General features: G+C 51.7%; 24 protein-coding genes. 16 read left to right on the top strand and 8 right to left on the bottom strand.

Annotated elements, in window-relative coordinates; genetic code table 11:
• Positions 1 to 300: 300 nt before the first annotated feature.
• The 5 genes from ACYUJT_RS07250 to ACYUJT_RS07230 all read left to right on the top strand — a co-directional run bounded on the left by ACYUJT_RS07250 (position 301) and on the right by ACYUJT_RS07230 (position 2,640).
• Positions 301 to 1,095: a sulfite exporter TauE/SafE family protein gene (locus ACYUJT_RS07250; RefSeq protein ID WP_460319994.1), complete on the top strand. Its 795-nt coding sequence runs from the start codon at positions 301 to 303 to the stop codon at positions 1,093 to 1,095.
• Between the two features lie 116 nt (positions 1,096 to 1,211).
• Positions 1,212 to 1,478, top strand: coding sequence for a metal-sensitive transcriptional regulator (locus ACYUJT_RS07245; RefSeq protein ID WP_460319991.1), 267 nt, complete (start codon positions 1,212 to 1,214; stop codon positions 1,476 to 1,478).
• A 42-nt stretch (positions 1,479 to 1,520) separates the two neighbouring features.
• Positions 1,521 to 1,835, top strand: coding sequence for a rhodanese-like domain-containing protein (locus tag ACYUJT_RS07240; RefSeq protein ID WP_460319989.1), 315 nt, complete (start codon positions 1,521 to 1,523; stop codon positions 1,833 to 1,835).
• A gap of 34 nt (positions 1,836 to 1,869) precedes the next feature.
• Positions 1,870 to 2,226, top strand: a complete 357-nt coding sequence (locus tag ACYUJT_RS07235) for a rhodanese-like domain-containing protein (RefSeq protein ID WP_460319986.1) — start codon at positions 1,870 to 1,872, stop codon at positions 2,224 to 2,226.
• Between the two features lie 147 nt (positions 2,227 to 2,373).
• The gene (locus ACYUJT_RS07230; protein WP_460319983.1) at positions 2,374 to 2,640 is read left to right on the top strand and encodes a rhodanese-like domain-containing protein; all 267 of its coding nucleotides are present in this window, start codon (positions 2,374 to 2,376) and stop codon (positions 2,638 to 2,640) included.
• A gap of 388 nt (positions 2,641 to 3,028) precedes the next feature.
• Here the strand turns inward: ACYUJT_RS07230 and ACYUJT_RS07225 are convergent, their stop codons facing one another.
• The 4 genes from ACYUJT_RS07225 to ACYUJT_RS07210 all read right to left on the bottom strand — a co-directional run bounded on the left by ACYUJT_RS07225 (position 3,029) and on the right by ACYUJT_RS07210 (position 6,375).
• Positions 3,029 to 3,736, bottom strand: coding sequence for an AIM24 family protein (locus ACYUJT_RS07225; RefSeq protein ID WP_460319981.1), 708 nt, complete (start codon positions 3,734 to 3,736; stop codon positions 3,029 to 3,031).
• Positions 3,737 to 3,767: 31 nt separating this feature from the next.
• Complete coding sequence (locus ACYUJT_RS07220) at positions 3,768 to 4,175, bottom strand: hypothetical protein (protein ID WP_460319978.1); 408 nt, start codon at positions 4,173 to 4,175, stop codon at positions 3,768 to 3,770.
• 323 nt (positions 4,176 to 4,498) lie between these two features.
• The gene (locus tag ACYUJT_RS07215; protein ID WP_460319976.1) at positions 4,499 to 5,359 is read right to left on the bottom strand and encodes a DegV family protein; all 861 of its coding nucleotides are present in this window, start codon (positions 5,357 to 5,359) and stop codon (positions 4,499 to 4,501) included.
• A gap of 122 nt (positions 5,360 to 5,481) precedes the next feature.
• Complete coding sequence (locus tag ACYUJT_RS07210; protein ID WP_460319973.1) at positions 5,482 to 6,375, bottom strand: helix-turn-helix transcriptional regulator; 894 nt, start codon at positions 6,373 to 6,375, stop codon at positions 5,482 to 5,484.
• Positions 6,376 to 6,672: 297 nt separating this feature from the next.
• Here ACYUJT_RS07210 and ACYUJT_RS07205 point away from each other — a divergent pair, with 297 nt between their 5' ends.
• Positions 6,673 to 8,034 carry an MATE family efflux transporter gene (locus tag ACYUJT_RS07205; protein ID WP_460319970.1) on the top strand — a complete coding sequence of 454 codons (1,362 nt, stop codon included), beginning with the start codon at positions 6,673 to 6,675 and terminating at the stop codon, positions 8,032 to 8,034.
• Between the two features lie 119 nt (positions 8,035 to 8,153).
• Here the strand turns inward: ACYUJT_RS07205 and ACYUJT_RS07200 are convergent, their stop codons facing one another.
• Positions 8,154 to 10,028 (bottom strand): LTA synthase family protein, encoded by a 1,875-nt coding sequence (locus ACYUJT_RS07200; protein ID WP_460319968.1) that lies wholly within the window; start codon positions 10,026 to 10,028, stop codon positions 8,154 to 8,156.
• Between the two features lie 533 nt (positions 10,029 to 10,561).
• Here ACYUJT_RS07200 and ACYUJT_RS07195 point away from each other — a divergent pair.
• The gene (locus ACYUJT_RS07195; RefSeq protein ID WP_460321557.1) at positions 10,562 to 12,538 is read left to right on the top strand and encodes an endonuclease MutS2; all 1,977 of its coding nucleotides are present in this window, start codon (positions 10,562 to 10,564) and stop codon (positions 12,536 to 12,538) included.
• 170 nt (positions 12,539 to 12,708) lie between these two features.
• A complete protein-coding gene (locus ACYUJT_RS07190) occupies positions 12,709 to 12,996 on the top strand; it encodes an aspartyl-phosphate phosphatase Spo0E family protein (RefSeq protein ID WP_460319966.1) in 288 nt (95 codons plus the stop codon).
• On the opposite strand, the gene ACYUJT_RS07185 is transcribed toward ACYUJT_RS07190, so the two are convergent.
• Positions 12,897 to 13,844, bottom strand: a complete 948-nt coding sequence (locus ACYUJT_RS07185; protein ID WP_460319964.1) for an alpha/beta hydrolase — start codon at positions 13,842 to 13,844, stop codon at positions 12,897 to 12,899. The two genes, ACYUJT_RS07190 and ACYUJT_RS07185, sit on opposite strands and share 100 nt — an antisense overlap.
• A 182-nt stretch (positions 13,845 to 14,026) precedes the next feature.
• On the opposite strand from ACYUJT_RS07185, the gene ACYUJT_RS07180 reads away from it, so the two are divergent.
• From ACYUJT_RS07180 to ACYUJT_RS07155, 6 genes are all read left to right on the top strand, one after another.
• On the top strand, positions 14,027 to 14,602 hold the full coding sequence (locus ACYUJT_RS07180) for a GNAT family N-acetyltransferase (RefSeq protein ID WP_460319962.1): 576 nt from the start codon (positions 14,027 to 14,029) through the stop codon (positions 14,600 to 14,602).
• Entirely contained in the window at positions 14,596 to 15,354 is a 759-nt protein-coding gene (locus tag ACYUJT_RS07175; protein WP_460319960.1) for an energy-coupling factor transporter transmembrane component T family protein, read from the top strand. Before ACYUJT_RS07180 ends, ACYUJT_RS07175 begins: the two co-directional genes overlap by 7 nt.
• A gap of 128 nt (positions 15,355 to 15,482) precedes the next feature.
• Entirely contained in the window at positions 15,483 to 16,028 is a 546-nt protein-coding gene (locus tag ACYUJT_RS07170; RefSeq protein WP_460321551.1) for an ECF transporter S component, read from the top strand.
• The gene (locus tag ACYUJT_RS07165) at positions 16,025 to 17,602 is read left to right on the top strand and encodes an ABC transporter ATP-binding protein (protein WP_460319958.1); all 1,578 of its coding nucleotides are present in this window, start codon (positions 16,025 to 16,027) and stop codon (positions 17,600 to 17,602) included. The genes ACYUJT_RS07170 and ACYUJT_RS07165 overlap by 4 nt, the downstream gene beginning before the upstream one ends.
• A gap of 118 nt (positions 17,603 to 17,720) precedes the next feature.
• Positions 17,721 to 19,175, top strand: a complete 1,455-nt coding sequence (locus ACYUJT_RS07160; protein ID WP_460321548.1) for an MDR family MFS transporter — start codon at positions 17,721 to 17,723, stop codon at positions 19,173 to 19,175.
• Positions 19,176 to 19,222: 47 nt separating this feature from the next.
• Positions 19,223 to 19,564: a hypothetical protein gene (locus tag ACYUJT_RS07155; protein ID WP_460319956.1), complete on the top strand. Its 342-nt coding sequence runs from the start codon at positions 19,223 to 19,225 to the stop codon at positions 19,562 to 19,564.
• 121 nt (positions 19,565 to 19,685) lie between these two features.
• Here the strand turns inward: ACYUJT_RS07155 and ACYUJT_RS07150 are convergent, their stop codons facing one another.
• The gene (locus ACYUJT_RS07150) at positions 19,686 to 20,153 is read right to left on the bottom strand and encodes a MarR family winged helix-turn-helix transcriptional regulator (protein ID WP_460321545.1); all 468 of its coding nucleotides are present in this window, start codon (positions 20,151 to 20,153) and stop codon (positions 19,686 to 19,688) included.
• A 511-nt stretch (positions 20,154 to 20,664) separates the two neighbouring features.
• Between ACYUJT_RS07150 and ACYUJT_RS07145 the strand changes: the two genes are divergently transcribed.
• Positions 20,665 to 21,369 carry an ABC transporter ATP-binding protein gene (locus tag ACYUJT_RS07145; protein WP_460319954.1) on the top strand — a complete coding sequence of 235 codons (705 nt, stop codon included), beginning with the start codon at positions 20,665 to 20,667 and terminating at the stop codon, positions 21,367 to 21,369.
• 25 nt (positions 21,370 to 21,394) lie between these two features.
• The gene (locus ACYUJT_RS07140) at positions 21,395 to 22,654 is read left to right on the top strand and encodes an ABC transporter permease (RefSeq protein ID WP_460319952.1); all 1,260 of its coding nucleotides are present in this window, start codon (positions 21,395 to 21,397) and stop codon (positions 22,652 to 22,654) included.
• Positions 22,655 to 22,662: 8 nt separating this feature from the next.
• On the opposite strand, the gene ACYUJT_RS07135 is transcribed toward ACYUJT_RS07140, so the two are convergent.
• The gene (locus ACYUJT_RS07135) at positions 22,663 to 23,925 is read right to left on the bottom strand and encodes a BaiN/RdsA family NAD(P)/FAD-dependent oxidoreductase (protein WP_460319949.1); all 1,263 of its coding nucleotides are present in this window, start codon (positions 23,923 to 23,925) and stop codon (positions 22,663 to 22,665) included.
• Positions 23,926 to 23,968: the final 43 nt, after the last annotated feature.

Below are 23,968 nucleotides of genomic sequence, written 5' to 3'. Positions count from 1 at the left end.
TAACCCACTGTTCGCTTATTTCGAATCGTAGACGATGCGCACGCCGAGGCTGGCATAAGTCTCTTCTTTATAGTGGCCTTGCGGGCAGGATTTCAGCACGCGCAGGCTATCCTGCCGGGATTGCATAGTTCGTTGGCATTGGGGACAACGATCGGCGAAGAGGGTGCGAAGCGCTTGTAGCATACGACATCACCTTTTTCATATAAGTTTACTTGGTTTTAAGTATAGCCTTTTGTTTTCAATTCGTACAGTCATAAATGTTGGGATACAGCTCGGTAAGCGATTGGAAAGGAGGGAGCTATGGACTTTCTGTTATTTATCGTCATGCTGCTGCTCGGGTTAATTGGTTCCTTCTTCTCGGGGTTGCTGGGAATAGGGGGAGCGATCGTCTCGTTTCCGTTACTGCTATTCGTTCCTTCGGCGCTTGGCGTAGCGAATTTTACGGGTCAGGAAGTTTCTTCAATCAGCATGTTCCAGGTGTTCTTTGCCTCGCTTGCTGGCGTACTGGTGTATTTCAAAAACGGCAAAAATCAATCGGCCGTCATTCATAAGGGCCTTGTCATAAATATGGGAGCCGGGATTTTGTTCGGCAGTCTTACCGGAGGACTTGCCTCCGGATATCTTAACGGCGAGATCATCAACATCATTTACGGAGTGCTGGCTGTCATAGCGGTTATCCTGATGCTGATCCCCAGCAAGGGCAAAGAAGGGGAGGCGGTTGGACAGCCTATCGTATTTAATCGGACATTCGCTGTCATTATATCTTTTCTGGTCGGCATCGTCTCGGGGATCGTTGGCGCCGGCGGTGCATTTATCCTTATTCCAGTCATGCTGACGGTCATGAAAATTCCGACCCGGATTACGATCGCTTCTTCCCTGGCGATCGTGTTCGTCTCCGCGATCGGCGGAGTAGCCGGCAAATTGGCCACTGCGGCTATTCCCTGGGAAGCCACGCTGTTCACGGTCATTGGAAGTCTGTTTGGCGCACCGCTCGGCTCGTGGCTCAGCGGGAGAATTAACGTCAAGTATTTGCGGTACGGGCTTATTGTTTTAATCGCATTGACCGCCGTTAAGGTATGGATGTCGATATTGTAAGGTTTATGGGCGTTATTTCCTCGGCTGCTTGCGGTTGGTGATTGCGTCAGCCGTTATTTTCGAATAATATACCCTTAGGTGTATAGGTTATGTGAAATGAAATGGAGTGAGCCCTAATGGAATACAATTATAACGAAGATTTGAAACGCCGCTTGAGAAGAATAGAAGGACAAGTGCGGGGAGTTCTCCGCCTGATGGATGAAGGCAAATCCTGCAAGGAAGTGGTAAGTCAGCTGTCCGCTGTCCGCAACGCTTCGGACCGGGCTATCGCTCAAATCGTGGCCGAGAATTTGCAGCAATGCATTTTGGAGGAGCAATCAACCGGCGGGGACACCAATAAAGTCGTGAAGGAAGCGATCGAGTTGCTGGTCAAAAGCCGGTAGTATTTCGAAAGTAATTTTAAAAGATACGAGGGAGAGATAACGATGGCAGGACGGGTAAGTAAAGAGATTTCGCCGCAAGAACTATCCACACGTCTGAAGACAGGTGAGGATGTTAAGATGCTGGACGTCCGTGAACCTGAAGAATGGGCGGCCGGCCATATTCGCGGTGCGAAGCATATTCCGCTTGGACAAGTACTGGAGAGACTGAATGAACTGGACGCGGCGGGTGAGGAACTGGTCGTGATTTGCCGCAGCGGCAACCGCAGCGGATTAGCCTGCGAGCTGCTGGAAGAGAAGGGCTTTAACGTCGTAAACATGACGGGCGGGCTGTTGGCTTGGGAAGACGAATTGGTCTAAGCCACTATAAGCTATTATAGGAGGATAAATGCTCATGTGGCTGATTGTTTTATTAATAGCCGGTCTAGGATACTTGGTGCTCCGCAATTTACTGCCTGTAAAAGGGCTGGCCTATGTCGATGTGAACATACTGCATAACGCCTCGGAGCTGCCGGAAGAGACGAAGATGCTTGATGTCCGGGACGAAGTGTTTTTCCGGGAGTGCCACGTACAAGGGGCCATTAACATCTCGATCGGGCGTCTTCCTTTCGTATGGAACAACGAATTGTCACCGAGTGAACCAATACTGATTCTCTCAGACAGCAAGATCAAGAGCAAGCGGGCGGCGCGCCTGTTAAAAAGCCGGGGCTTCCGGCGGCTATACGCGGTCCGTGGACATTTCTGTGCGTAATAAGCAGCGAAAGCGTGGTTAACCATTATGGAGACTGGTACAATAATCAATATAGTATTCATTCTATTAATTGTTTGGTTCGCATATACTCGTTTCCGGCCTACACCCGGCTTGAAGACGCTCCGTGAGGAACAGTTCAGAAATGAAATGCAGAGCTCCAAGGACCGGGTGGTCATCGATGTTCGGGAAACGAGCGAATACATGAGAGGGCATATTCCTGACGCAAAGAACATTCCGCTCTCTCAGCTGCAAGGGCGGCTTGGCGAAATTCCACAGAATAAGGATCTGCTGCTTTACTGCCAAAGCGGGATGCGCAGCAAGAATGCGGCTCGGATCCTCAGCAAGAACGGCTACAGCAGGCTGTCCCACCTCGCCGGCGGAATTAGCTCTTGGAGAGGCAAGATTACGAAGTAGTTGCCGGCGTGGTAATAAAAAAAGGACTAGGGATTTCCCTAGTCCTTTTTTTGTGCTGGGGGTTTTGGCAATGGGTATTGGTAATGCTAACGGACCATGGTTCCGCTATTCGGCGAAAATACCTGTAAAATCGAAGTTAACGGACACAGGTTCCGCTATATCGCTAAAATAGAGGGAAAATGGGATGATTAACTCCAAATAAGGGCTTCCCTGTCCGTTAGCATTTATAAAAAGGAATATCACCACAAATAGCGGATCTCATGTCCGTTAGCAGCTCCTCAGCTCCTCAGCACCTAAGTTCCTAAGTTCCTAAGTTCCTAAGTTCCTAAGTTCCTAAGTTCCTCAGCACCTCAACACCTCAACACCATACAGTTACCCAGTCCCACTCTTACTTAATGAACACTCCGCCGAACGGAATGGCCTCGCGTAAGAAGCGCTTCACGATGCCGTCCTCGTTCTGCAAATCGCGTTCCAGCTCGCGATTGCCGGAGCCGGCTTGGATAAGGACATGGCCGCGTCCGGTCATTTTCCACTGGTAGCGCATATGCTGGCTGGCAAGATGATTGCCGTAAACAGACAGCTCCAGTTTGGCGTTTTCGGGGTAAGCGATGACGCTGCCAGCCTCCACGTAGATCGGTTCCTCGGGATCGAGCGGCAGCTCCAGCACCTGGCCTTGAGTCAGAATTCCGATAAGTCCCTCACCCGAGAACTTCATCTTAATCGCATCGCGGGTGATCATCATGTTTTTCATGCTGAGAATTCGTGTTTCCATCTTCACGCCTTCGGTATAAAAGAACAAATGCTTGAAGTCGTACAGCAAATCGCTCCCCGCCATAAGTGTAATCGGCTTCATCGTAATCGAAGGGGGGAGAGAGGCGACAAATTGGCAGGGGCCCTGGATATCCGCGCGGATCAGTTTGCGCTTCCTGTACATCCCTTTAATGTTCATTAACTTATCGCTGCGCAGGCTGCTCGCTCCCCGAAAGGCAATAATTTGCCCCGGATGCAGCACATGAGCGAGCTCCCCGTCTTTCAAATGAAAAGTAACCGCCTGCCCGCCCAGCAGGGCGGATTCGTTATTATACTCGATGTTCAACCGTTGATCCCCCTTCCTCCCCTCTCAAGGATTACTTCCGCAGCACAACACGGATCACGCGAAGGAGAATGAAATAACCTGCAATAAGAGCGGCGCCTGTAATCAGCATAATTCGCGTTTTGTGGGCTTTGGCATCGCGGATTTCTTGGGCTTCAGTCAAAGCGGTTACCGTTGCGGCCAACTCCTTATTGCTGGCCATAAGTTCTTCGTTCTGCTGACGATAGGCCTCCAGCGTTCCTTGCGCTTCCTCCAGCCTGTCCAAGGTGACCTGATAGTTTTCCTTAATTTCATTTATATCATTAGGGAGCTCGGACAACACCTTGACACCTTTGAAAAAATCGTCGAAATATCCCGCCTCTGCATAAGAAGCATTCGTTAATCCGGCGAAAAATACAGCTGCCATTACGGCTGAAACGATGCGCATCAAACCTTGTTTCATTCTCTCTTCACCTCCGGTGACATCCGTTCAAATTATGAGTTTCCTATTATGAGATATTACGTAGTATTTGCTCGAAAAGTTTCCATATGCAATGTCGAAGCAGTTGCGCTTTGTGTACTATTATAGCAAAAAGACCGCTTATTGCCGGGGGCATAAAGCCAATCCGGGAAAAGAGCGGTCAATTCAAAGCACCCTCCAAGTGCCTTGCGCATTATACAGGTTCTATCAAGCACTATCAAAGCATCATGAGGCATTATCAGGCATCATCAGGCTCCATCAAGCGCCATCCAATCCTGCAAAGGCTATTAATCGCCAAGCGAATACTAGGCCTGGGCAGCTTTGCGCATGTACATAATGGCAACGGTGCGCGGGCCGCAATGGCAGGAAATCGCGCAGCCGCCTTCGATAATGGCTACTTCCTTTGCATCCGTCTGCTCCAGCAGCGTTGTCCGGATGTAATCCGCAGCTTTCTCGGCAAGCGTCTGGGCCACGATGATTAAATCACGGTCGATCTTTTGAAAATTATCGAGGAAATTCTGCAGCATCCGCTGAACAGCCTTCTCCGTTTTGCCTCTATATTTATCGGCGGAAATGACGATGCCATCCTTGATTCGCAGCACGGGGCGAATTTTGAGCAGGCTGCCGATCATATGCTGAACACTGGATACGCGGCCGCCCCTATGCAAGTAATCAAGGCTATCCACAAGCACTTCCATCTCAACGCGCTCACGCCACTCTTCTACGAGCTCAACGATCTGCTGCGGGCCGGCGCCGTTCTTTGCCGCCAATGCCGCTTTGAGGACGAGAAGCGCGACACCGCCGGATACGTGCATCGAATCAACGACCCGAACACGTCCGGCCGGGAACTCTTCGGCAGCAATGAGTGCGTTCTGATAGGTGGAAGAGAGTTTCGAGGACATGCTGATAAATACGATGTCCTTCCCTTGCTCGATGCAGGGTGCAAAGGCTGCGACAAAATCAGCAGGCGAAGGCGCTGCCGTCCCGGGCAGCTCTCCGTATTCATCCACCCTGCGGTAAATGTCGGTTGTGGTGATTTCGATTTTGTCCTTATAAGCGGTTTCACCGAACACGACATATAGTGGAACGATACCGATATCATGCTGTTCGATCCAAGAGCTCGGTACGTCAGAAATACTGTCCGCGAATATTTTAACTTGTGTCAACGTATTTCCCCCAGTAAAAGGTTTTGGTCATGTTGAAATAATTGCAGAGACCTATTTGAATTATAGTAGAGTTGATGTGCTATAGCAAAGAATCATGTCACATTCTGTCGCATTGGATAAAATTACTGATGGATCCACGCAAAGCGCTGCCGATACTTCCGCGGGGACAGCCCCTCAATTTTAGTAAAGCTGGCGGTAAAATAGGCGGGGTGGTTGAACCCGACCTCCTCGGCGATCCGCTCCACCGTGTAATTGCTTTGCAGGAGCAGCAGCTTGGATTGCTCGATCCGGTAACGCTGCAGATAGGCAGCAGGCGAGCAGCCGAATACTTTCTGCATGCAGCGGGCGATGTAGACCGGATGGAAGTTGATGCTCTCGCCGAGCCGCTTGGCCGAGAACTGCTCCTTGTAATGCTCCCTTAAATACGAGGCGGCGCGCTCCGCGCAGATCGATTGCGGCGACGGCCCGTTCATGCCGATGGAGGCGGACAAGAGGGAGATCACTTCCTGGAACAGCGTTTGCTGGCGCAGCTTCGCACCCGAGATATGCAGGCTCCGGTTCAGTTCAGTCAGCTCCGTAATGGTGTCGCTCAGCTTCTGTGGCTGCACTACCTTCGTAAATTGGGGGACCGGCACACTGAATGTCCATGTGGAGAAAGCCGATGCCGGCATGTATCCCGGACGATCGTCGCCCGAGGAGAAATGCTCGCCGCATCTCTCCGTCTCGATGGACCAATTGGAGCTCGTATGAAAATGAAGCCAATGATAGAGCGTATCCTCCTTGCAGTCGGCTACTGCATAGTGATAGCTGTCCGGCCGCAAAATGAGCGCATGCCCTTCGCTGACCTCATAGCTGCGTCCTTCCTCGCCCATGTAAAGGCAGCCTTTGTCGACGAGGAGAAGATCGAACACATCGATATTTTGACGGCTGGGATGTTTTTGTCCCGGACTCAGCAGAGACAAGCCGCTGGCGATATAGTGGGGCAGGGGAGGAACCGTAAATTGAATGACTGACAAGTGAACTACCTCCTAGTACAATTGCATTCAGGTTTGAATATTTAAAGATTCAGTTGGTTGAGTGATACATCCATTCCAATATAACATCTATAATGTGTCTCATGCTAAAAGTTAGTTAAAAAGTATGATTGTCAGGCATCTGCATCCTGATTGCTTTTGAAGGAGCGCGGCGGCTGGAAACCAGCACCAGCTTAAAGCGAATTCCCGCCTGAAAGCGAAATGGGACTTTTATAACGGCTTTTACAAGTTATATTACGGATGGTTGATATCTTCTCCGCCATACTGGAGGTTGTAATAATGAAAAAAATACGGAGTAGAGAGAAAGATAAATTCGGCCTTTGGGTGCTGACCTGGCCGATCTTCATTGAAATGTTCCTGCAATTCCTGCTGGGCGCCGTCGATACGCTGATGGTAAGCCGCATCTCGGATGACGCCGTAGCGGTCGTCGGCTTCTCCAATCAGCTCTTCAATGCATTGACGACGCTGTTTGCTACTGTAGCGAGCGGAGCCGGGATCGTCATCGCCCAGAAACTTGGCTCAAGGCGCGAGGAAGACGCTAGAACGGTCGCCGTCATCTCGGTGAAAGTAACGGCATTGATCGGCCTCGGGCTAAGCCTGATGCTCGTGGCCTTTCCCGCTCCTATAGCAAGAATGCTGCAGCTGCCCGAGGAGCTGATGCCGCTGGCCATGACGTACATTTCGATCGTCGGCGGCGGAATGATCCTGACCGCGCTTATGTCTGCGCTCAGCACCGCGATTCGCAACACCGGCAATACGAAGGGGCCGATGTACATTGCCGTAGCGATGAACATCATCCATATTGTGATGAACTATGGCTTTATTTTTGGAGAGCTTGGATTTCCGCAGCTTGGCCTGACCGGGGTCGCGATTTCGACGGTAACGAGTCGTTTGCTGGCTACGGTGATGCTGCTCCTTATGTTCCTGGTTGCCTTCGAACGGAGAATCGGCCTTCGCGACATCACCTTGTTTGATCGCAAGTTGTTCAAGGAAGTGCTCGTCATCGGCTGGCCGCTTGGGGTCAACTCAGGCAGCTGGGTGTTCTCGCAGCTCATCATTTACTCTTTCATAGCGACGCTTGGCTCCATGGAGCTGGCGGCAAGGACGTACATGAGCACATTGGAAACCTTCTGCTTCCTGCTAGGCTTCTCTCTTGCCCTCGCCGTACAGATACAAATTGCCCATCTATACGGGGCAGGCCGGACGAAGGAAGCCTACAAGGCGGTATACCGCTCGTTGTCGGCAGGGCTGCCGCTGGTCATTATCAATACCTGGCTCCTGGTCTTGTTCGGCAAACATATATTGGGCCTGTTTACACAGGATGAAGGGATATTGCTGATTTGCGGATCGCTGCTCTGGATGAATCTGGCGCTGCAGCCTGCCAAAGTCCTGAATATGACGCTGGGGAACGCGCTGAATGCCGTAGGGGATACGAGATATACGATGTACGTATCGCTGACGGTCATGTGGATCGTGGCTACTGGCTGCTCCTATGTCCTGGGGATTTCGATGGGCTGGGGAATCGTCGCCATTTACGGCTGTATGATTGCGGATGAGTATATCCGAAGCATCTTCTGCTACATTCGCTGGCGGAACCGGAAATTTTTGCGAAAAAAAGAAGCAGAACTCCAGGCAGCTTAAATGCAGGAGCGCCCTGGAATGCATTCTACTAACAAAATAAGCGGCGCACATTCATGTGCAGCCGCTTATTTTGCTTTACTGGGAAATATGAGGGGCAGCACGCCCGTTTGTCTAAAAAGTCATTCTACAGGTACATCTGGAAGCTGACGCACGTAGCTGTCGGACAGATGCAGCAGCTCCAGCGCGCGGTCATACTCTTTTTGCGTAGATAAATTGTGCGCAGCCTGAGATCCGTCACCGTCATAAGTGAAATGGATTCCGTCTTGGTATTCGATACCGGGAACGAATAAGGCTTTATCGTTCAGGAATGAGCCCGAAGGCAAATAGTAGCGCTGCGGCAGCAGGTTATACGTCTGGTTGAACAAATCCTGGCCGAAATGGATCTGCTGGTCAAGCGATATGCCAAGCAGATTCGCCAAGGTCGGCAATACGTCGACCTGACCGCCGATCGTATTTACAACTGCTGGTTCGGAAACGTTAGGCGCTGAAATAATCAATGGAATGTTAATCATATCGTTATAGCTGTATTCTTCGCCGTAGATTTCCTTCATCAGCTCCAGGCCCTGTTTGTCCAGGGAGTACATCGGCAGTCCAAGATGGTCGCCGTAAATGATGACGATGCTATCGTCCCAAATGCCCCGCTGCTTCAGATCGTCGATAAATTCACCCAGCGCGTGATCCGCATAATTTTGCGCCTGGATATAGTCGCCGACCATGTTGTCCTGATATCGTTCAGGGAGCGGGAACAAACGCTTCTCATCCGGGAGGGTGAACGGATGGTGTGAGGTCATGGAGATCACTTGAGCGTAAAATGGACGATCCGCATCATGCATCATTTGGAGTTCATCGCTCGTTTTTTTGTACAGCACCTCGTCGGAAGGACCGAAGAAGACGGTATCCTCGCTCCCGAAAAACGTTTTATCGTAGAAGCGGTCGAATCCCAGCGCCTCATACAACGCACGGCGGTTCCAGAAGTCCACCACATTCGTATGGAAGGTAGCCGTATCGTAGCCCTGGGCCTTCAGCAGCTTCGGCAGGCTCGGGAGCTGTTTGTAGGCGTAATTCTGCGTAGCCGCTTCGTTGTAAGGAATATAGAAGGACGTGTTCACCACGAATTCGGCATCAGAAGTGTTGCCCTGACCAACCATTTGATAGAAGTGCTTGAAATAAGTATTTTCCTTGGCAAGCTTGTTCATCGTCGGAGTGACTTCCCGGCCGTCGAGCTTGAAATCGATCAGGAAATTCTGAAATGATTCCATTTGAATGATGATCACGTTCTTGCCCTGGGCCGCTCCGAAATGAACAGGCTCCGCGACTGGAGCGGTGATGCCTTTGATTTGGTCGATTTTGGCCTGCGTAATTTCTTTCTTGTCGGTGAGCTCGGAATCCTTGCTTTTGAAAATGGCATACGTCTCGTAATTGAGAATCCCCATTTGCTCGGCCTGCTTGATTTCGTTCATGCTGGCCCGGTTCGGCCAGATATTGAAAATGCAAAGCGCCAAGGAGACTGCAAAGATTACGGCAGCCACGCTTCCGCTTATCCGATTTAAATTGAAGAAGCTTTTGAGTTTATGGGCCCGTTTTTTGCGCATCAGCCAGAAGGCCAAAACCACAATGTCCAGAAAAATTAACAGGTAATGCGGAGAGAGCAATGAAAAGACGCTGTTCTTGACCGCGGTGACCTGATTGACCTGCTGCAGCGCGTGATAAGTAACGATGACGCCGTAATACTTGTAATACATAATCGCGGCGAACAGAACGGCCGTAATCAGGAGATTAACGGCGAGATAAATACCGATTTTCCGCTTGGACGAGAACCATTCGATCAGCGAGAACGTGACCCAAATGAAGGGGATTTCCTTCAGCAGCGGCCCCCAGGGCTGTGCCCCGTCGAAGATGGCGAGCCAAGCGATATAGATTTTCAAAATCATAATAATGGAGAAAAAAACAAACGGCTTTGTATGGATCCCACGGATTCGTTGCAATAAGGACAACTTATTCCCTTCCTTTCGATCATAGCTGGAAGCGTAAGGCCGCGGCATGCCGCTTACACTCCGTTAACATAAGTGTGTAAATACCTTAATATAATACCTCATATTACAGGGAGATGAAAATGTCGCTGAAAGCGGCTGGTCATTGACTACAGGCCATATTAGCTGTTAAATTAGACTTAACCTCGCAAAAGGAGAGATTTTGATGTTGGTGGCCGTTCTTAACTAGTGAATTCCATATGGACTGTAATCCGAACGGGAGAAGTGCCGTTGCTGTCGCAACGTGCGCCAGGTTTCGTGTACCCGAATTACAGTCTGCGAATTTAGTTAAGAACACGCAGGACATCATACGGCGCCTTTTTGCTGTTTGTATCCACCGAAGGATGAATCCCGTGCTGTAGTTCAGCGCGGTTTTTTTGTTTTCGGAAGGTATAGGCGGCGAGGAATCAAGGGCTAAGGATGCGCTATGTGCATTCTTACGCCCTTTTTTTGTTGTGCAAAAAATGAACCCGAAGAAACGGAGGTTGTACACAATGATGGAACAATTTACATTCGGCATGCTGGAATACGGAAGCATTAAGGAGGAGCTGGCGAGCTATGCGGTCTCCTATGAAGGGCGGTTACGCATTCAAAAGCTGGTACCGATGGAACGGAGAGCGCAAATCGAGCAGGCGATCGAGGAGACGGCGGAGGCCAAGGGGCTGCTCTTGACGGGGGCTAGCGTTCCACTGCCTTCGCTGGAGGGTATTGATACGGTCATGTCCTTGATTGGTACGGGATATCTGTTTACGGAGAAGGATTTTACCGCGATCCAGACGTTTCTATACAGCTGCGGCCAGCTAAAGAAGTACATGGCGTCCAAAGGAACGCTCGCGCCGCGGATCGGCTTATATGCCGCTTCACTATATGAACTGGCGCAGCTTCAGCAGGAAATACTGCGCTGCATCCGCCATGGCGCCATTTTGGATGGGGCGAGCCGCGATCTGGAGCGAATCCGCCGGAAGATGGCGATGTTAAAAGAGAAAATCCAGAAAAAGCTGCAGGCGGTCATGTCTAGGCATGCATCCATTTTGCAAGAAAATCTGGTGAGCATGCGGGGCGGAAGATACGTAATTCCCGTAAAGAAGGATTATTACAAGCAGGTCAAGGGAAGGACGCTGGATCAGTCTACGAGCGGACAGACGGTGTTTGTGGAGCCGGATGAAGTTGCGTCGCTGCAGGCCGAGCTGGAGGTGCTGGCAGGAGATGAGGCGCGCGAGGAAGCCAAAATACTGGGATATTTGACGGAGCTGGTAGAGAAGGAGGCGCACGAGCTGTCGCAAAATATTGAGATCACGGGCACGTACGACTTCATATTCGCCAAGGCGAAATATGCAGTCGCCATCGGGGGAGCGGCGGTTCGGATTAGCGAAAACGGCACTAGCAGAATTACCGGAGCGCGGCATCCGCATCTGCTCAAAACGATGGTACCGCTGAACCTGGAAATCGGCTCTGCTTACAGGACGCTTATTATTACCGGTCCAAACACGGGCGGCAAAACCGTCGTGCTGAAAACCGTCGGACTGCTCACTCTAATGGTGCAATCGGGCCTGCTTGTCCCCGTTGATTCCGGCAGCAGCTTTGCCATTTACAACCGCATTATGGCCGTGATCGGCGACGGCCAAAATCTGGAGCAGTCCTTAAGCACCTTCTCCGCACAAATCCGCAGTCTGGTCCATATGATTCAAGAAGCGGGCCCGGACGCGCTGCTGCTGATCGATGAACTGGCCGCGGGAACCGATCCCGGGGAAGGCATAGCCTTATCCACGGCGATTCTTGAGGAGCTTAGCCGCAAGGGAGCGACGGTTATGGTTACGACTCATTTTAATGAGCTCAAGACGTTTGCTGCGCATAGGGAAGGTTTCCAGAATGCGCGCATGGAGTTTGACCCGGAGACGCTGATGCCGCTGTACCGCCTGACGATCGGTCAGGCCGGCCAAAGCTATGCGATCGAAATCGCCAGTAAGCTCGGGATATGTCCGGAGATTATTGAGCGCGCAAGGGAAATGGCGGAGCAGCAGGAAGATGAAAAGCAATCCGAAACAGGGGCAGATCGCTTTGAGGGCAGGTACACGTACCCTGAACCTGAAGTTAATCATCCTGTGACAGATGCCCGGTGTACTGAAGAAAATAGCAGCGTAATTGCACCCGTCCCAGATGAAGCCGCTGCTAAAAAGCCTCTACACCCCGTGTTTGAAGTTGGAGATGCAGTATGGGTCACCTCCTATGGCAAAATCGGCATCGTCTACGCGGCAGAGGATAACCGTGGCCAGGTCGGCGTCATGATCCAAAAGCAGAAGTGCAAAGTGAACAGGAAGCGCTTGAAGCCGTATATCAAGAAGGAGGAGCTGTATCCGGAAGATTACAATATGGATATCATTTTTGAGACGAAGGAGAATAGGAAGAAAAGCAAACTGATGCGGAAGCGGCATGTGGAGGGGCTGGAGATTGTTCGCAGGCCGGAGGATGATTAACAATATAACGAACCGGGAGTTGAATTTGAAAGGCCAGGGGACGATCGTCCCCTGGCCTTCTTCATCTCCTAAAGATCGACAAATAATGTTAATATTTTTCTATTTTTCAATATATGTTTTTTGTCATCACGGGTTATGATGATGTAGACCAGTAGAGAGAAGGTGAACTTATGGCTTACAAGGCACTGAAGAGCATGGGCCGGACCACCAATCGCCCCAAAGTCAGCGGGGAACTGATGGACACCATCGAGAATCTGCGCGCGGAGCTAATGAATGCTGCTGGAAATAGCAACTTTAGCAGTGAGACGGTGCTGGAATTAAGCCAGCGTCTCGATAAATATATTGTACAAGCTCAGAATCAAATGCTTGGCAAACAAGATTTTGCGGCTGAAGTAGCTAGCGCTTCGCAGATAAAGGAGTGCACTTCCTCCGAGTACCGTTTCGGATCGACGCTGTAGGCGTCCGCATGTACTGCTCCGTCCACGAGCAGCAATCTTTTGGGCTCCGGCTTATGTTCATAGAGATCTTTGCTCATGTGGGTAGGTACATAACGGTCTTCCGTACCATGAACAAACATAACGGGTAGAGAGCTTTGTCTAACCGCTTTAAGCGGACTTACCTGTTTTAATCTAAACCCCGCCTTCCGTTCCAGCTGCCTGTCAATCAGGGAGAGGAGCGGGAAGGCGGGGATTTTGTTTAGCACGCGCAACTGATACCGCATCAGCTCCGTTAAATCGGAGTAAGGGCAATCCGCGATCACGAATCTGACATTCGGATGTGCGATGGACAGATATTCCAGAACTGTTCCCCCGCCGAAGGATTGGCCGTGCAGGCCAATCGTAATATCGCTGCCGTAATGATCGAGCAGCCAGTTGACCCAAGTTTGCACATCGTATTTTTCGTGATAGCCATAGGTCGTGTATTCTCCCTCGCTGTTGCCGTGGCGACGCTGGTCGATGAGCAGAACGTTGAAGCCTTCCTGCTGGAACATGTCCACGTACTGTGCAGATACATGCGAAGATACGGTATAGCCGTGCACGATAATAACCCATTTGTTCGAATCAGGATCGGTGTCTAGAACGTAGCCGCTCAAGGAGAGTCCGTCTTGCGAGGTGACCTTCACTTCCTTTTTGGCAAGTGCCTCGAACCGCTCCCGCGAATAAATTCCTGTTTTCTCCAGGTAATTGAATATACTCTCGTATGTCTGCAATTTCATCTGCGTAATTTGGCGAAAGCCAAAACGCGTCAAGAGACTGGCAGCCAGTATAACTACCAGTATGATAGCGACTAATACGGTGTAAACCATGTGCAGGTATCCTCCTATATTCCTTCCGGTTTTGTCTCTTTGTCACTATAGTATCACCGAAACGAGGACAAGAAAATCGAAGAAGCTCGAAATATTTTACACAAAGAGAGTAGTAAAATATCTTTGACTCGCCATCCATGTTTGTGATTAGCTATATACGGGTTACGAAAGGAGTGGTATGAATGTACAGATGCGGGGGGCATATCCCTGTCATTGAAAGCGAGAGGCTGCGCCTGAGAAGAATGGAGCGGTCGGACGCAGAGCGGATGTTCCTCTTCTGGAGCGATCCTGAGGTCGTTAAATACATGAATATTCCGCCGTTTGCTTCGGTGGAGGATACTCTGGAAATGATTCAACTGCTAAACGGGCTGTCGGAAAGCGAAGACACCTTGCGCTGGGGGATCGAGTTGAAGGAAGAAGGGCAATTGATCGGCAGCTGCGGCTTCAACGTGTGGGAGCTGTCAGGGGCTTATCGCGGGGAAATCGGATATGACCTCGGCAGTGAATATTGGGGATTCGGTTATATGTCGGAGGCAATGCGCATGCTGCTGCCTTACGGCTATCAGACGATAGGGCTGAATAGGATCGAAGCGCTGGTGGACCCGCGCAATGCCGCTTCCAGAAGGCTGCTGCAAGCTTTTGGCTTCGCTGAGGAAGGGCTGCTTCGGCAGTATCAGAAGACGGAGGAGGGCTTCGTCGATTTGTTGATGTTTTCCTTGCTTAGGCAGGAATATTATTCGGGAGGAAAAGCATGGTGATGCAGCAAGACAGAAACAACAAATTCCCATTGCAGCGGCTTGATCCGCTTAGCAAGCTGGTCGCCTTGTTCTGCCTGGCTATTCTGGCAATGAGCATCGACCAGCCGCTTCCGCAGGCTGTGATGCTGTTGTTTGTCCTTGCGGCGGCTGTAGCCGGAGCGGGTATGAATGCAGCGCGGCTTGGGCGGCGGGCTTTATTTATCGCAGGCTTTGGACTGCCGCTGTTTATTCTGACTTCGATATCTGCAGCGGAAGGACAGGCTTACTTCAGCCTGGGGCCGCTTCCGGTTACGGAAGGCGGGGTACTGTATGGAGCGGCGGTTACGCTGCGGATGATGGTCTTGTTTCTCTCATCGCTCATTTATATAGAATCCACAGATGCAAAGGACTTTATCGTCATTATGGCTCAGCGCCTGAAGCTGCCTTACCGCTTCCTGTTTGGCGTATCGATGGCGCTCACGTTTCTGCCTATGCTGGAAGCCGAGGCCAAAATTTCAAGTGCCGCACGCCGGATTCGCGGCGGTCGAGCCCCTCGCGGTGTAGCAGAACGCGTGCAAATGTGGCGCAGCCAATTGTTCTCGATTTTTGCCGGGGCGATCCGCCGTGTGCAACAGACCGCCGGTGCAATGGATGCCAAGGGATTCGGAGCCTACGGGAATCGCACTTATCTTCGCGAGGTGAGGATGGGGGTCAGCGGTTATGCCGTTTCCGCAGCCAGCGTCGCAGCCCTGGTGATTCTCATGCTGGTTTAAAAAAAAGTCTTGACGAATTGTAATTGTTAACCTAAATTCATGTATGTGGTTAACAATCGAGAATGAGAGGAAGATTAACAGTGAACAAAGGAAACGCAGCAAGAACAGTCTTCGCCGCTTTTACGACGATGGATATCGTGCTGATGGCGATGCTGGCCGCGGCGAATGCGGTAATGACGGTATATTTGTCTCCCGTCAATCAGGCGCTGAATAGTATCGGGGGGCCGGTGCTAACCTCCACGATAACCGGGTTATATATGATTTATGGTCTTCTTGCTTATTATATTATCCGTAAACCGGGAACTGCGGTCATTACATACAGCATCGGTGCGGTTGTCCAATCCTTTATGGGAACCGCCTATGGGATCGTTTCGTGTTTTGCGGCAGCAGCTTGCTACATGATTATTGCGGAGCTCATTTTCGCTATTTTCAAATACCGCAATTGGGGCTGGCCGGTGATGCTGCTGGCCGGAGGAGCGATGGTGCCGATCTGGTTTTTTGTCGCCGCACAAATGTACGGATACATGAAGTGGGGAATAAATATTCTGCTGATCGCCCTTGTTGTCCGGACGATTAGCGGCGTGGTGCTGTGCGGCTTGCTGACGAAGCTGCTGGGAGACGCCTTGGCTCGAAGCGGATTACTCCGGCGATTTGCTGTTAGCAGCAAGGGATGATGGAATTGGAATTGGAATTGGAATTGGGGGCAGCGATGGAGACAGCGGCATTGGAACTGCAGAGCGTAACCTTTCGCTATGAGGCTGATGACGAGAAGCCGGCGGTAGAGAATGTTACTTTGGCTGTACACACCGGGGAGTGGATTGCGATCACCGGCCACAGCGGGAGCGGGAAATCGACGATCGCTCAACTGCTCAGCGGCTACTTACCGCGGGCGGGCGGGGGCTTTCGCGAGGGTGTTCTGCTTGTGGACGGGCTTGATCCAGCCGAAGCGGCTATTGCCGAGGTGGTGGAGCGCATCGGGATCGTGTTCCAGGACCCTGATGCCCAGCTGGTGCAGGGCCGGGTGGAGGACGAGGTAGCCTTCGGTCCCGAGAACCTGCGCCTGGACGTGGCCCAGGTCGATGAGCGGGTCACGGACGCGCTTGCCGCGGTGGATCTCGCCAAACGCCGCCATGACAGCGTTCATGCGCTGTCTGGCGGGCAGCGGCAGCGGACGGCCATCGCGGCCGTGCTGGCGCTGGCGCCGCCAGTGCTCGTGTTCGACGAGCCGGTGGCGAGTCTGGACGCGAAATCGCGGCGGCGGTTTCTGGCTCTGCTGCGCCAGCTGCACGGGGAAGGCCGGACGATCGTTACGGTGTCCGGCCGGCTTGACGAGCTGGCGCAGGCGGCGCCGCGGCTTATTGTAATGGGCGGCGGCAAAGTCGTGCTGGACGGGCCGACTTCAGAGCTGCTCCGCATGCAGCGTACGCGCTTGGCCGAACTTGGCGTGTTGCCGCAGGAGGTTTCTGTTGAGCCAGGGGCGCTGCCTCAATCAGAAGAGCTGCCATTAACGGCGGCGCCCAGCTCCATAAACCAAGAAGCTGCGGGCCGCAGCCGCCAGCGCGAATCAGCGAGTGTGCCGCTGCTTCAGATCCAAGGGCTGTCCTTTGCCTATGGCAAGGCTAGCCCGGCGGTGCTGCAGGATGTGAACCTGACGCTGGACGCCGGGGAGTGGCGCTTGCTCTGCGGGGACAACGGTTCAGGCAAGACGACATTGTCCCGGCTGCTCATGGGGCTGCTGTCTCCTCCACGCGGAACGATATGGTGGAGAGGGAAGGACGCTGCGAAGCTGAAGCTGTATGATCTCGCCGCAGATATCGGATATGTCTTTCAGCAGCCAGAGCACCAATTCGTGGCCGCTACGGTGACGGAGGAGCTGTTGTACGGCGCGCGATTTCAGCTCGGCTTGAAGCGGGGGGAGGCGTTGCCGCAGCCTGTCGCCGAACGAGCCCAGGAGCTTCTGCAGGCGATTGGGCTTGCCGGGCGTGCTGAGGATTCTCCTTATCTGCTCAGCGGCGGGGAGAAGCGCTTGCTCAGCGCGGCTGCTGCGATGATGCAGCGGAGGAAGCTGTATATATTGGATGAACCTACCGCCGGAGCGGATTACGGGGGAGCGAGGGCCCTCGCTGCGTTGTGCCGCCGTGCAGTAGAAGAAGGAGCGTCCGTGATCATCATCACCCATGAGCCCGAATGCTTTGCGGGTGAGAATCTATCGATCTGGACGATGGACCGGGGCAGGCTGCAGCTGTAGCCTGCTTCTTCCATTTTATTGGGGCTTCCTTTATACTATTAACTTACATACTTTCGCTCGAAAGGAAGTCATCTCTTTGAACAAGCCATTGAAACGAAACTATATATTAGGCGGCCTAATGCTGTCTACGTTCCTTGCGGCCATCGAAGGCACCGTTATCGGACCAGCGGGCCCGAGGATTGTCGGCGATTTGGGCGGGGTGGCCCTCCTCAGCTGGGTGTTTACTGCCTATCTGCTGACGATGGCCGTCACGACCCCGATTTTTGGCAAAATGAGTGATCTTTATGGCAGAAAGCCCGTTTTTATTATCGGGTCTTTACTGTTTTTGGCGGGATCATTGCTATCCGGGCTCTCGCAAAGCATGGAACAACTGATCATATTCCGTGCGTTGCAGGGGATCGGAGCAGGCGCGCTGATTCCGGTCACGTTTACGATTATCGGCGATATTTATTCGATTGAGGAAAGAGCAAAGGTACAGGCCTTGATCAGCTCGGTGTGGGGAATCTCCTCGCTCGTCGGACCGCTGCTAGGCGGGTATGTCGTCGATTCCTTCAACTGGCGGTGGGTATTTGGTTTTAATGTTCCATTCGGTCTCTTATCGTTGGTATTTATAATGAAGTTTTTGCATGAGAACATCGAGAAGCGCAAGGTTAAAATCGATATAAGCGGAGCGATAACCTTTACGGTAGGGGTCACAGCGCTCTTGTTCGGACTCGCTACGGGCGGGCAGCAGTTTGCCTGGACGTCCCCATGGTTATTGGCTATTTTGGCGGTCGCCGTTATCTCACTTACTCTATTTCTGATCGTGGAGAACCGTGCGGAAGAGCCCCTTGTGCCGCTGAAGCTGTTTAAAGTCAAAGACATCGCTTACTCAAATATTGCGAGTCTCGTAGGGAGCGCCCTGCTGATCGGCCTGACCTCCTACCTGCCCCTCTGGATCCAGGGAGTGCTAGGGAAGAATGCCACGATGTCCGGGCTCATTCTGGCGCCAATGTCGATTGGCTGGCTGTTTGGCTCCGTATATGGCGCACGCTGGATTATCAGCAGAGGCTCTCGCTACACTTCTTTGATCGGCATGGTGATGATTGCCATCGGGGCGGCGGGAATCGCGTTTATGACCGAGAATACGCCGCTTTACCTGCTGCTGTTATTCAACGCGATGTACGGCGTCGGCTTTGGCTTATCCTTTACGGTATATACGATCATTGCCCAGTCATCGGTCGGCTATAGCTTAAGGGGAGCGTCAAACGCCCTTAACACGTTTACGAAATCGATCGGGCAGACGATCGGGGTTGCTGTGTTCGGCACGCTGATCAACTTGCGAATCGTGGCCCAGACTTCGGCTGGAACATCGTCCGGACTTGAGGTATCCCAGGATGACATCAACAACCTGCTGTCTCCAGATAAAGTCCATGCGCTGTCACCGGAGCTGTGGAGCGAGCTCAAGCATGTGCTGCAAAACAGCCTGCACACGCTGTTCATCGTCATGGCTGTGCTGGCGGTTGCCGGGGTGATCTCGGTATTTGGCCTGAGAAACAGCGCGCCCCAAGCCGCCGAAGAGGACCATGCATAAAATAGGTACCATCTGACACACCTTAACAGGAAAGGGGAGGTGTTAGGATGAATGAGGATTGGCACGTCGATCAAGGAACTTTAGTCGAGGCCTGGCAGCAGCAATTGCCGGATTATCTGAATCCGGGTGATACAACCATCGTCCAGGCTGATCTTGTCGACCCTTACCGTTTGCGGATACATATCAATGCGGAGGGGCGTCAGGATTATTCCTTTGACTTTCAATGTACTTACATGGATCGGCGGGAAGTGAAGGTGGAACTGGTAGATGTGGAGCGGGAGGACTGGACGGTGAATGAGCAATCCGAGCAGGTCCAGAATCTGACGGAGGATTACGTTCGGCATATTCATGAGTGCGCACAGGCGCTTCATCGCATCACCAATCCATAATAGGAACGAATGCTGCAGAATACAAAAAAGGCTGCTCCCCGCCCAGCGGAAGGATGCAGCCTTTTTGCGTTTGAATCTAGCGCGGCGCCAACTATTTGCGCTCGAACTAAGCGCAGCTCAACTATTTACGTGCAAGAGGCGCGAGCTTCTCGGCCTCTCGGCCCATCTTCTTCAGCAGCGTGATCATAAGCTGCTTCTCATCTTGATCCAGACCGCTCAGGGCATAATCGATCCGTTCCGAAAATTCCGGATACAGCTTGTTCATCAGCTCATTTCCCTTCGGAGTCAGCTCGGCAAATATGACCCGCCGATCCCGCGGACAAGGCTGCCGCTGCAAGTACCCTGCCGCCTCCAGTTTGTCGATGACATAAGTGACGTTGCCGCTCTGAAGCGGCAGCTTGGCCCCGATTTGCTGAATGGGTTGAGGCCCTTTGTAATAGAGTACCTCCAACACGGCAAAGGCTGTCGGATTGAAGCCTTGAATTTTGCTTCCCGTTACGGCATGTTCATTAACACTTTTGAAAGACTTGGCAAATACCCGGTATAAGTGCAGTGATAAATCAGTTCCGCGCTCCTCGGTCTTCAACATCATCATCCCGCCTTAATCTATATTTTCATAAAGCCATAGAAAGTAGATCACTTCGCGTTTGCTTCACACTTATCATGTTAGGGGACTGCAATTTTTTAAAAAATATAATTTATCACAATTTACGGTTTTCATATTTAAAACTTGAATAAAAAATGAAAAGTTCATGCTTTATCCAAAATTCGGGACGCAATCTGTCCTTGTTCATAAGCCGATTGCTGGTTTGAGTCTAACGAATCTCACCAACGTTATTTGTACCTATTTGCGGATATTTTACATCTAACGAGTCTCAGCCACGCTATTTACGGGTTATCTTCTGTTTGGAGCAATAAAGTCTGAAATAACGTTACCTGGAATCGTTACACTTTGGCAGGGGGTAATTCTAAACAAATAGTGATCATGAGATTCGTTAAAAAAACGGAAAAGTTCATGCCTTATCCAATATTCGGGACGCAATCTGTCCTTATACGTATATATTGCTAAATAAACGGATCACTGAAAGGGATGAGGTTGAATGAAAACATTGCTTGAAGCCGATATCAGCCAAGCGGGTTATGAGCTTGGGGATCCGAAAATCCATGACATATCTCTGGCGATTCGTCCCGGTAAGCTGACGGGATTAATCGGAGCGAACGGAGCGGGCAAGAGCACGATACTGAAGACGATATTGGGGCTTATTCCTTATGCGGAGGCTTCTGTCCGGTTCGTGTCCGGCAGCGGGCAATATGCATATATTCCGGAGCATCCGGTATTTTATGAAAATCTAACCTTGTGGGAGCATCTTGACTTGGCGGCCGCCGTTTACGGACTGGAGCAGCACGAGTGGGAGACGGAAGGCGAGCGGCTGCTGCAGAAATTTAGGATGGCTGATGTGCGGCATCATTTGCCTGCCGGGTTCTCTAAGGGCATGAGGCAAAAAATGATGCTGATGATCGGTTTTTTGAACCGCCCTGACATTTATATTGTGGATGAGCCGTTTATTGGTCTTGATCCGAGAGCGATTAAGGACTTTCTGGGGCTGCTGGAGGAAGAGCGGCAGCGGGGGGCTGGAATTCTCATGTCAACGCATGTGCTCGATACGGCGGAGCGGATTTGCGATGATTTTATTATGATCTCACAGGGAAGAACCGCTGCCCGGGGAACGCTCGATGAGATCCGCCTTACTGCGGGCCTTCCTAATGCACCGCTGTTTGAGTGCTTTGATATGCTTGCTGAATAATATGCAGGAAGGGGGGAAGCAATATATGTCTGGTCGAGACGGGCTTCGAAGCCAAATCCACGGACACTTCGTACGGCGTTGGAAAGACTATCTTCGCGAACAGTATGGCGTCGTTCGTTCCGTAGTTGATTCGGCGGTTTTGTTCTATATCGTGATTCCGGCTCTGTTGATTTTTGGGCGGAGCAGCTATAGCTTATGGCAGGAGGAGCTGCCGGATTGGCTGCTGCAGCTGCCGTATGCGGTTATCCCGGTATTGCTATACATTGTTATTTATGCCGGGGGAGGCCTAATGACTTATCAGTCTGCCGCTGACGTATTGTTTCTGAGGCAGAGTAAGGAGTGGAGGCAGGGAATTATCTTTCGAGGTATTTTGGCAAGCCTTTTAGCACAATGGTTAATATTGGGGCTGGCCGTTCTTATTCTCTTGCCCGTGCTGATCCGCGTATTTGCATTTGATGGAATCGAAATAATGCTCTTATTTTTCATGGGCTCGGCTGTTAAGGCGGTTGCAATGTTAGGCAGCAATTTGATAGGCATTTTAACTGCCGGGTGGAGAAGGACGCTGCTGGAGTTGCTGCTTGTGGCTGTTTTGGGAGCCGCATTTATTCCGGGGGCGTTCATGCTGAGACAGAGCTCGCTGGCCTCATTCATTTTAAGTCTGGCACTCCTTGCGCTGGCTGCCTGGCTGATCCGTTTCAGAATACGAATCGATCGAAAATTTGAAGCGGAGATACGTATGGAGGAATACGAGAAAACGAGGCTGACGGCGATAATTCTTTCCGGAGCCGTGAGCCGCCCCAGAAAGGCAAGAGCTCGGCCTTGGTTGTTCCGCCGTTCCAATCCCGTGCTGAAATCCCGTCTTCCCGAAGACAGGGTTGCTGTGGTAACAATGAAGTCGTTTTTTCGCGGAAGCGAGCTTGCGTTGTATGCCCAGTATACAGGCCTCGGAATGGCTGCGGTGATCGTTCCGCCATTTCCGGTCAATGCCGTGGTATTTACCTTGCTGATCGCTTTGCTGTATTACTGGGTAAACGGGTACCGGAAGTTATTTATGGAAAGGGAGCTCATGGCCATGCTGCCGGTAAGGCCAGAGCTGAAGCTGCGTTCGTCTATGCCCACGAATCGGCTTCTATTGCTGCCTGGTATCATCTTTATCAGCGCAGCCCTAGGCGTCTCCCTGTTTGGCGGTATTTGGGGCCTAGTCCTGGCTGTTCCTGCTGGAACCTTCATAGCGTTGATCCCCTGGATATATAAGATGACGTTGGGACGTAAAAAAAGGGAGTGAGCCGAGGCTCACTCCCTTTTCCCTGCATGATGGCCCGCGGTATAGCCGGTGGCGAAGGCGGCAGTGATGTTGTATCCGCCAGTATAACCATGCACATCCAGTATCTCTCCGCAGAAGTACAGGCCAGGCATGACCTTGGAACCCATCGTCTTGGGATTGATCTCTTTCAGCTGCACGCCGCCGCCTGTCACGAAGGCTTCCTCGAACGGGCGGGTTCCGCTCACCTGAAGGGTGAAATTTTTGAGCTGCTGAATCCAGGCTAGCCATGCTTCCTTCGGCAAATGCTCATAGGTCGTCTCTCCAGAAAGGTCGGCTCGTTCAAAGAGCAAGGGAAGCATTCGCTCGGGAATGGTGCCTTTAAAAACGTTTTTGAGCGCCTTTTTTGGCTCGGCTGCGGCCAGCTGGCGCATATCCTGCTCCAGACTTCCTATTTTCTTGCCTGGAAACAGATCGATGGACATCGTGACCTGGGACACGTTGTGCTTCTTCTTGACGCCCCGGATAAAACCGCTACAGCGCAGGGCAATCGGTCCGGACAAGCCGAAATGGGTGAAAATCATATCTCCCTGGTGAGCGATGACGATCTTGCCCTTCGGATCGATGAGCGACAGCTTTACATCCCGCAGCGAGAGCCCTTGGAGCTCCCGGTTCGTAATGAACGGCTCTTTGGATACGATCGGTGTTTCGGTCGGATACAGCTCCGTAATTGTATGTCCTGCCGCCTCGGCCCATGGATAGCCATCCCCGGTCGATCCAGTATGCGGTACCGACTTGCCGCCGGTAGCTACGACGACGGCCGGGGCTTTGATTATTTTCCCGGAGCTCAGCTTCACGCCTTCTACGTGGCCGTCCGTATAAATAATTTCCTGAACCGGATGGTGTACGAGCAGGGCAACGCCCAGCGATTTGGCTTTGCCGATCAGAGCGTTGACCACGGTTTTGGCTTTGTCGGACACGGGGAACATTCTTCCGTTATCCTCTTCCTTAAGCGGAATACCAAGCCCCTCGAAAAAAGTAATAATATCGCGATTGCTGAACAGGGAGAAGGCGCTGTGCAGAAAGCGCCCTCCTCCCGGAATATAGGTAATCAGCTCGTCGATTTCCTTTGCATTCGTTACGTTGCAGCGTCCTCCCCCGGATATCCCCAGCTTGCGCCCAAGCTTGTCCCCTTTGTCCAGGAGCGCTACAGCCGCGCCTTGCTCCGCTGCGGCGATGGAGGCCATCAGTCCAGAAGGACCTCCTCCTATCACGATTACATCATAATTGTTCATAGGATGTTCCTTTCATTTGTACTTTTTAGACTCTTTTTCGGAT

It is taken from the genome of Paenibacillus sp. YSY-4.3 (genome assembly GCF_054767475.1).
Note: the sequence above shows the minus strand (reverse complement) of the source record. Positions and strands in the feature narration are given on the sequence as shown.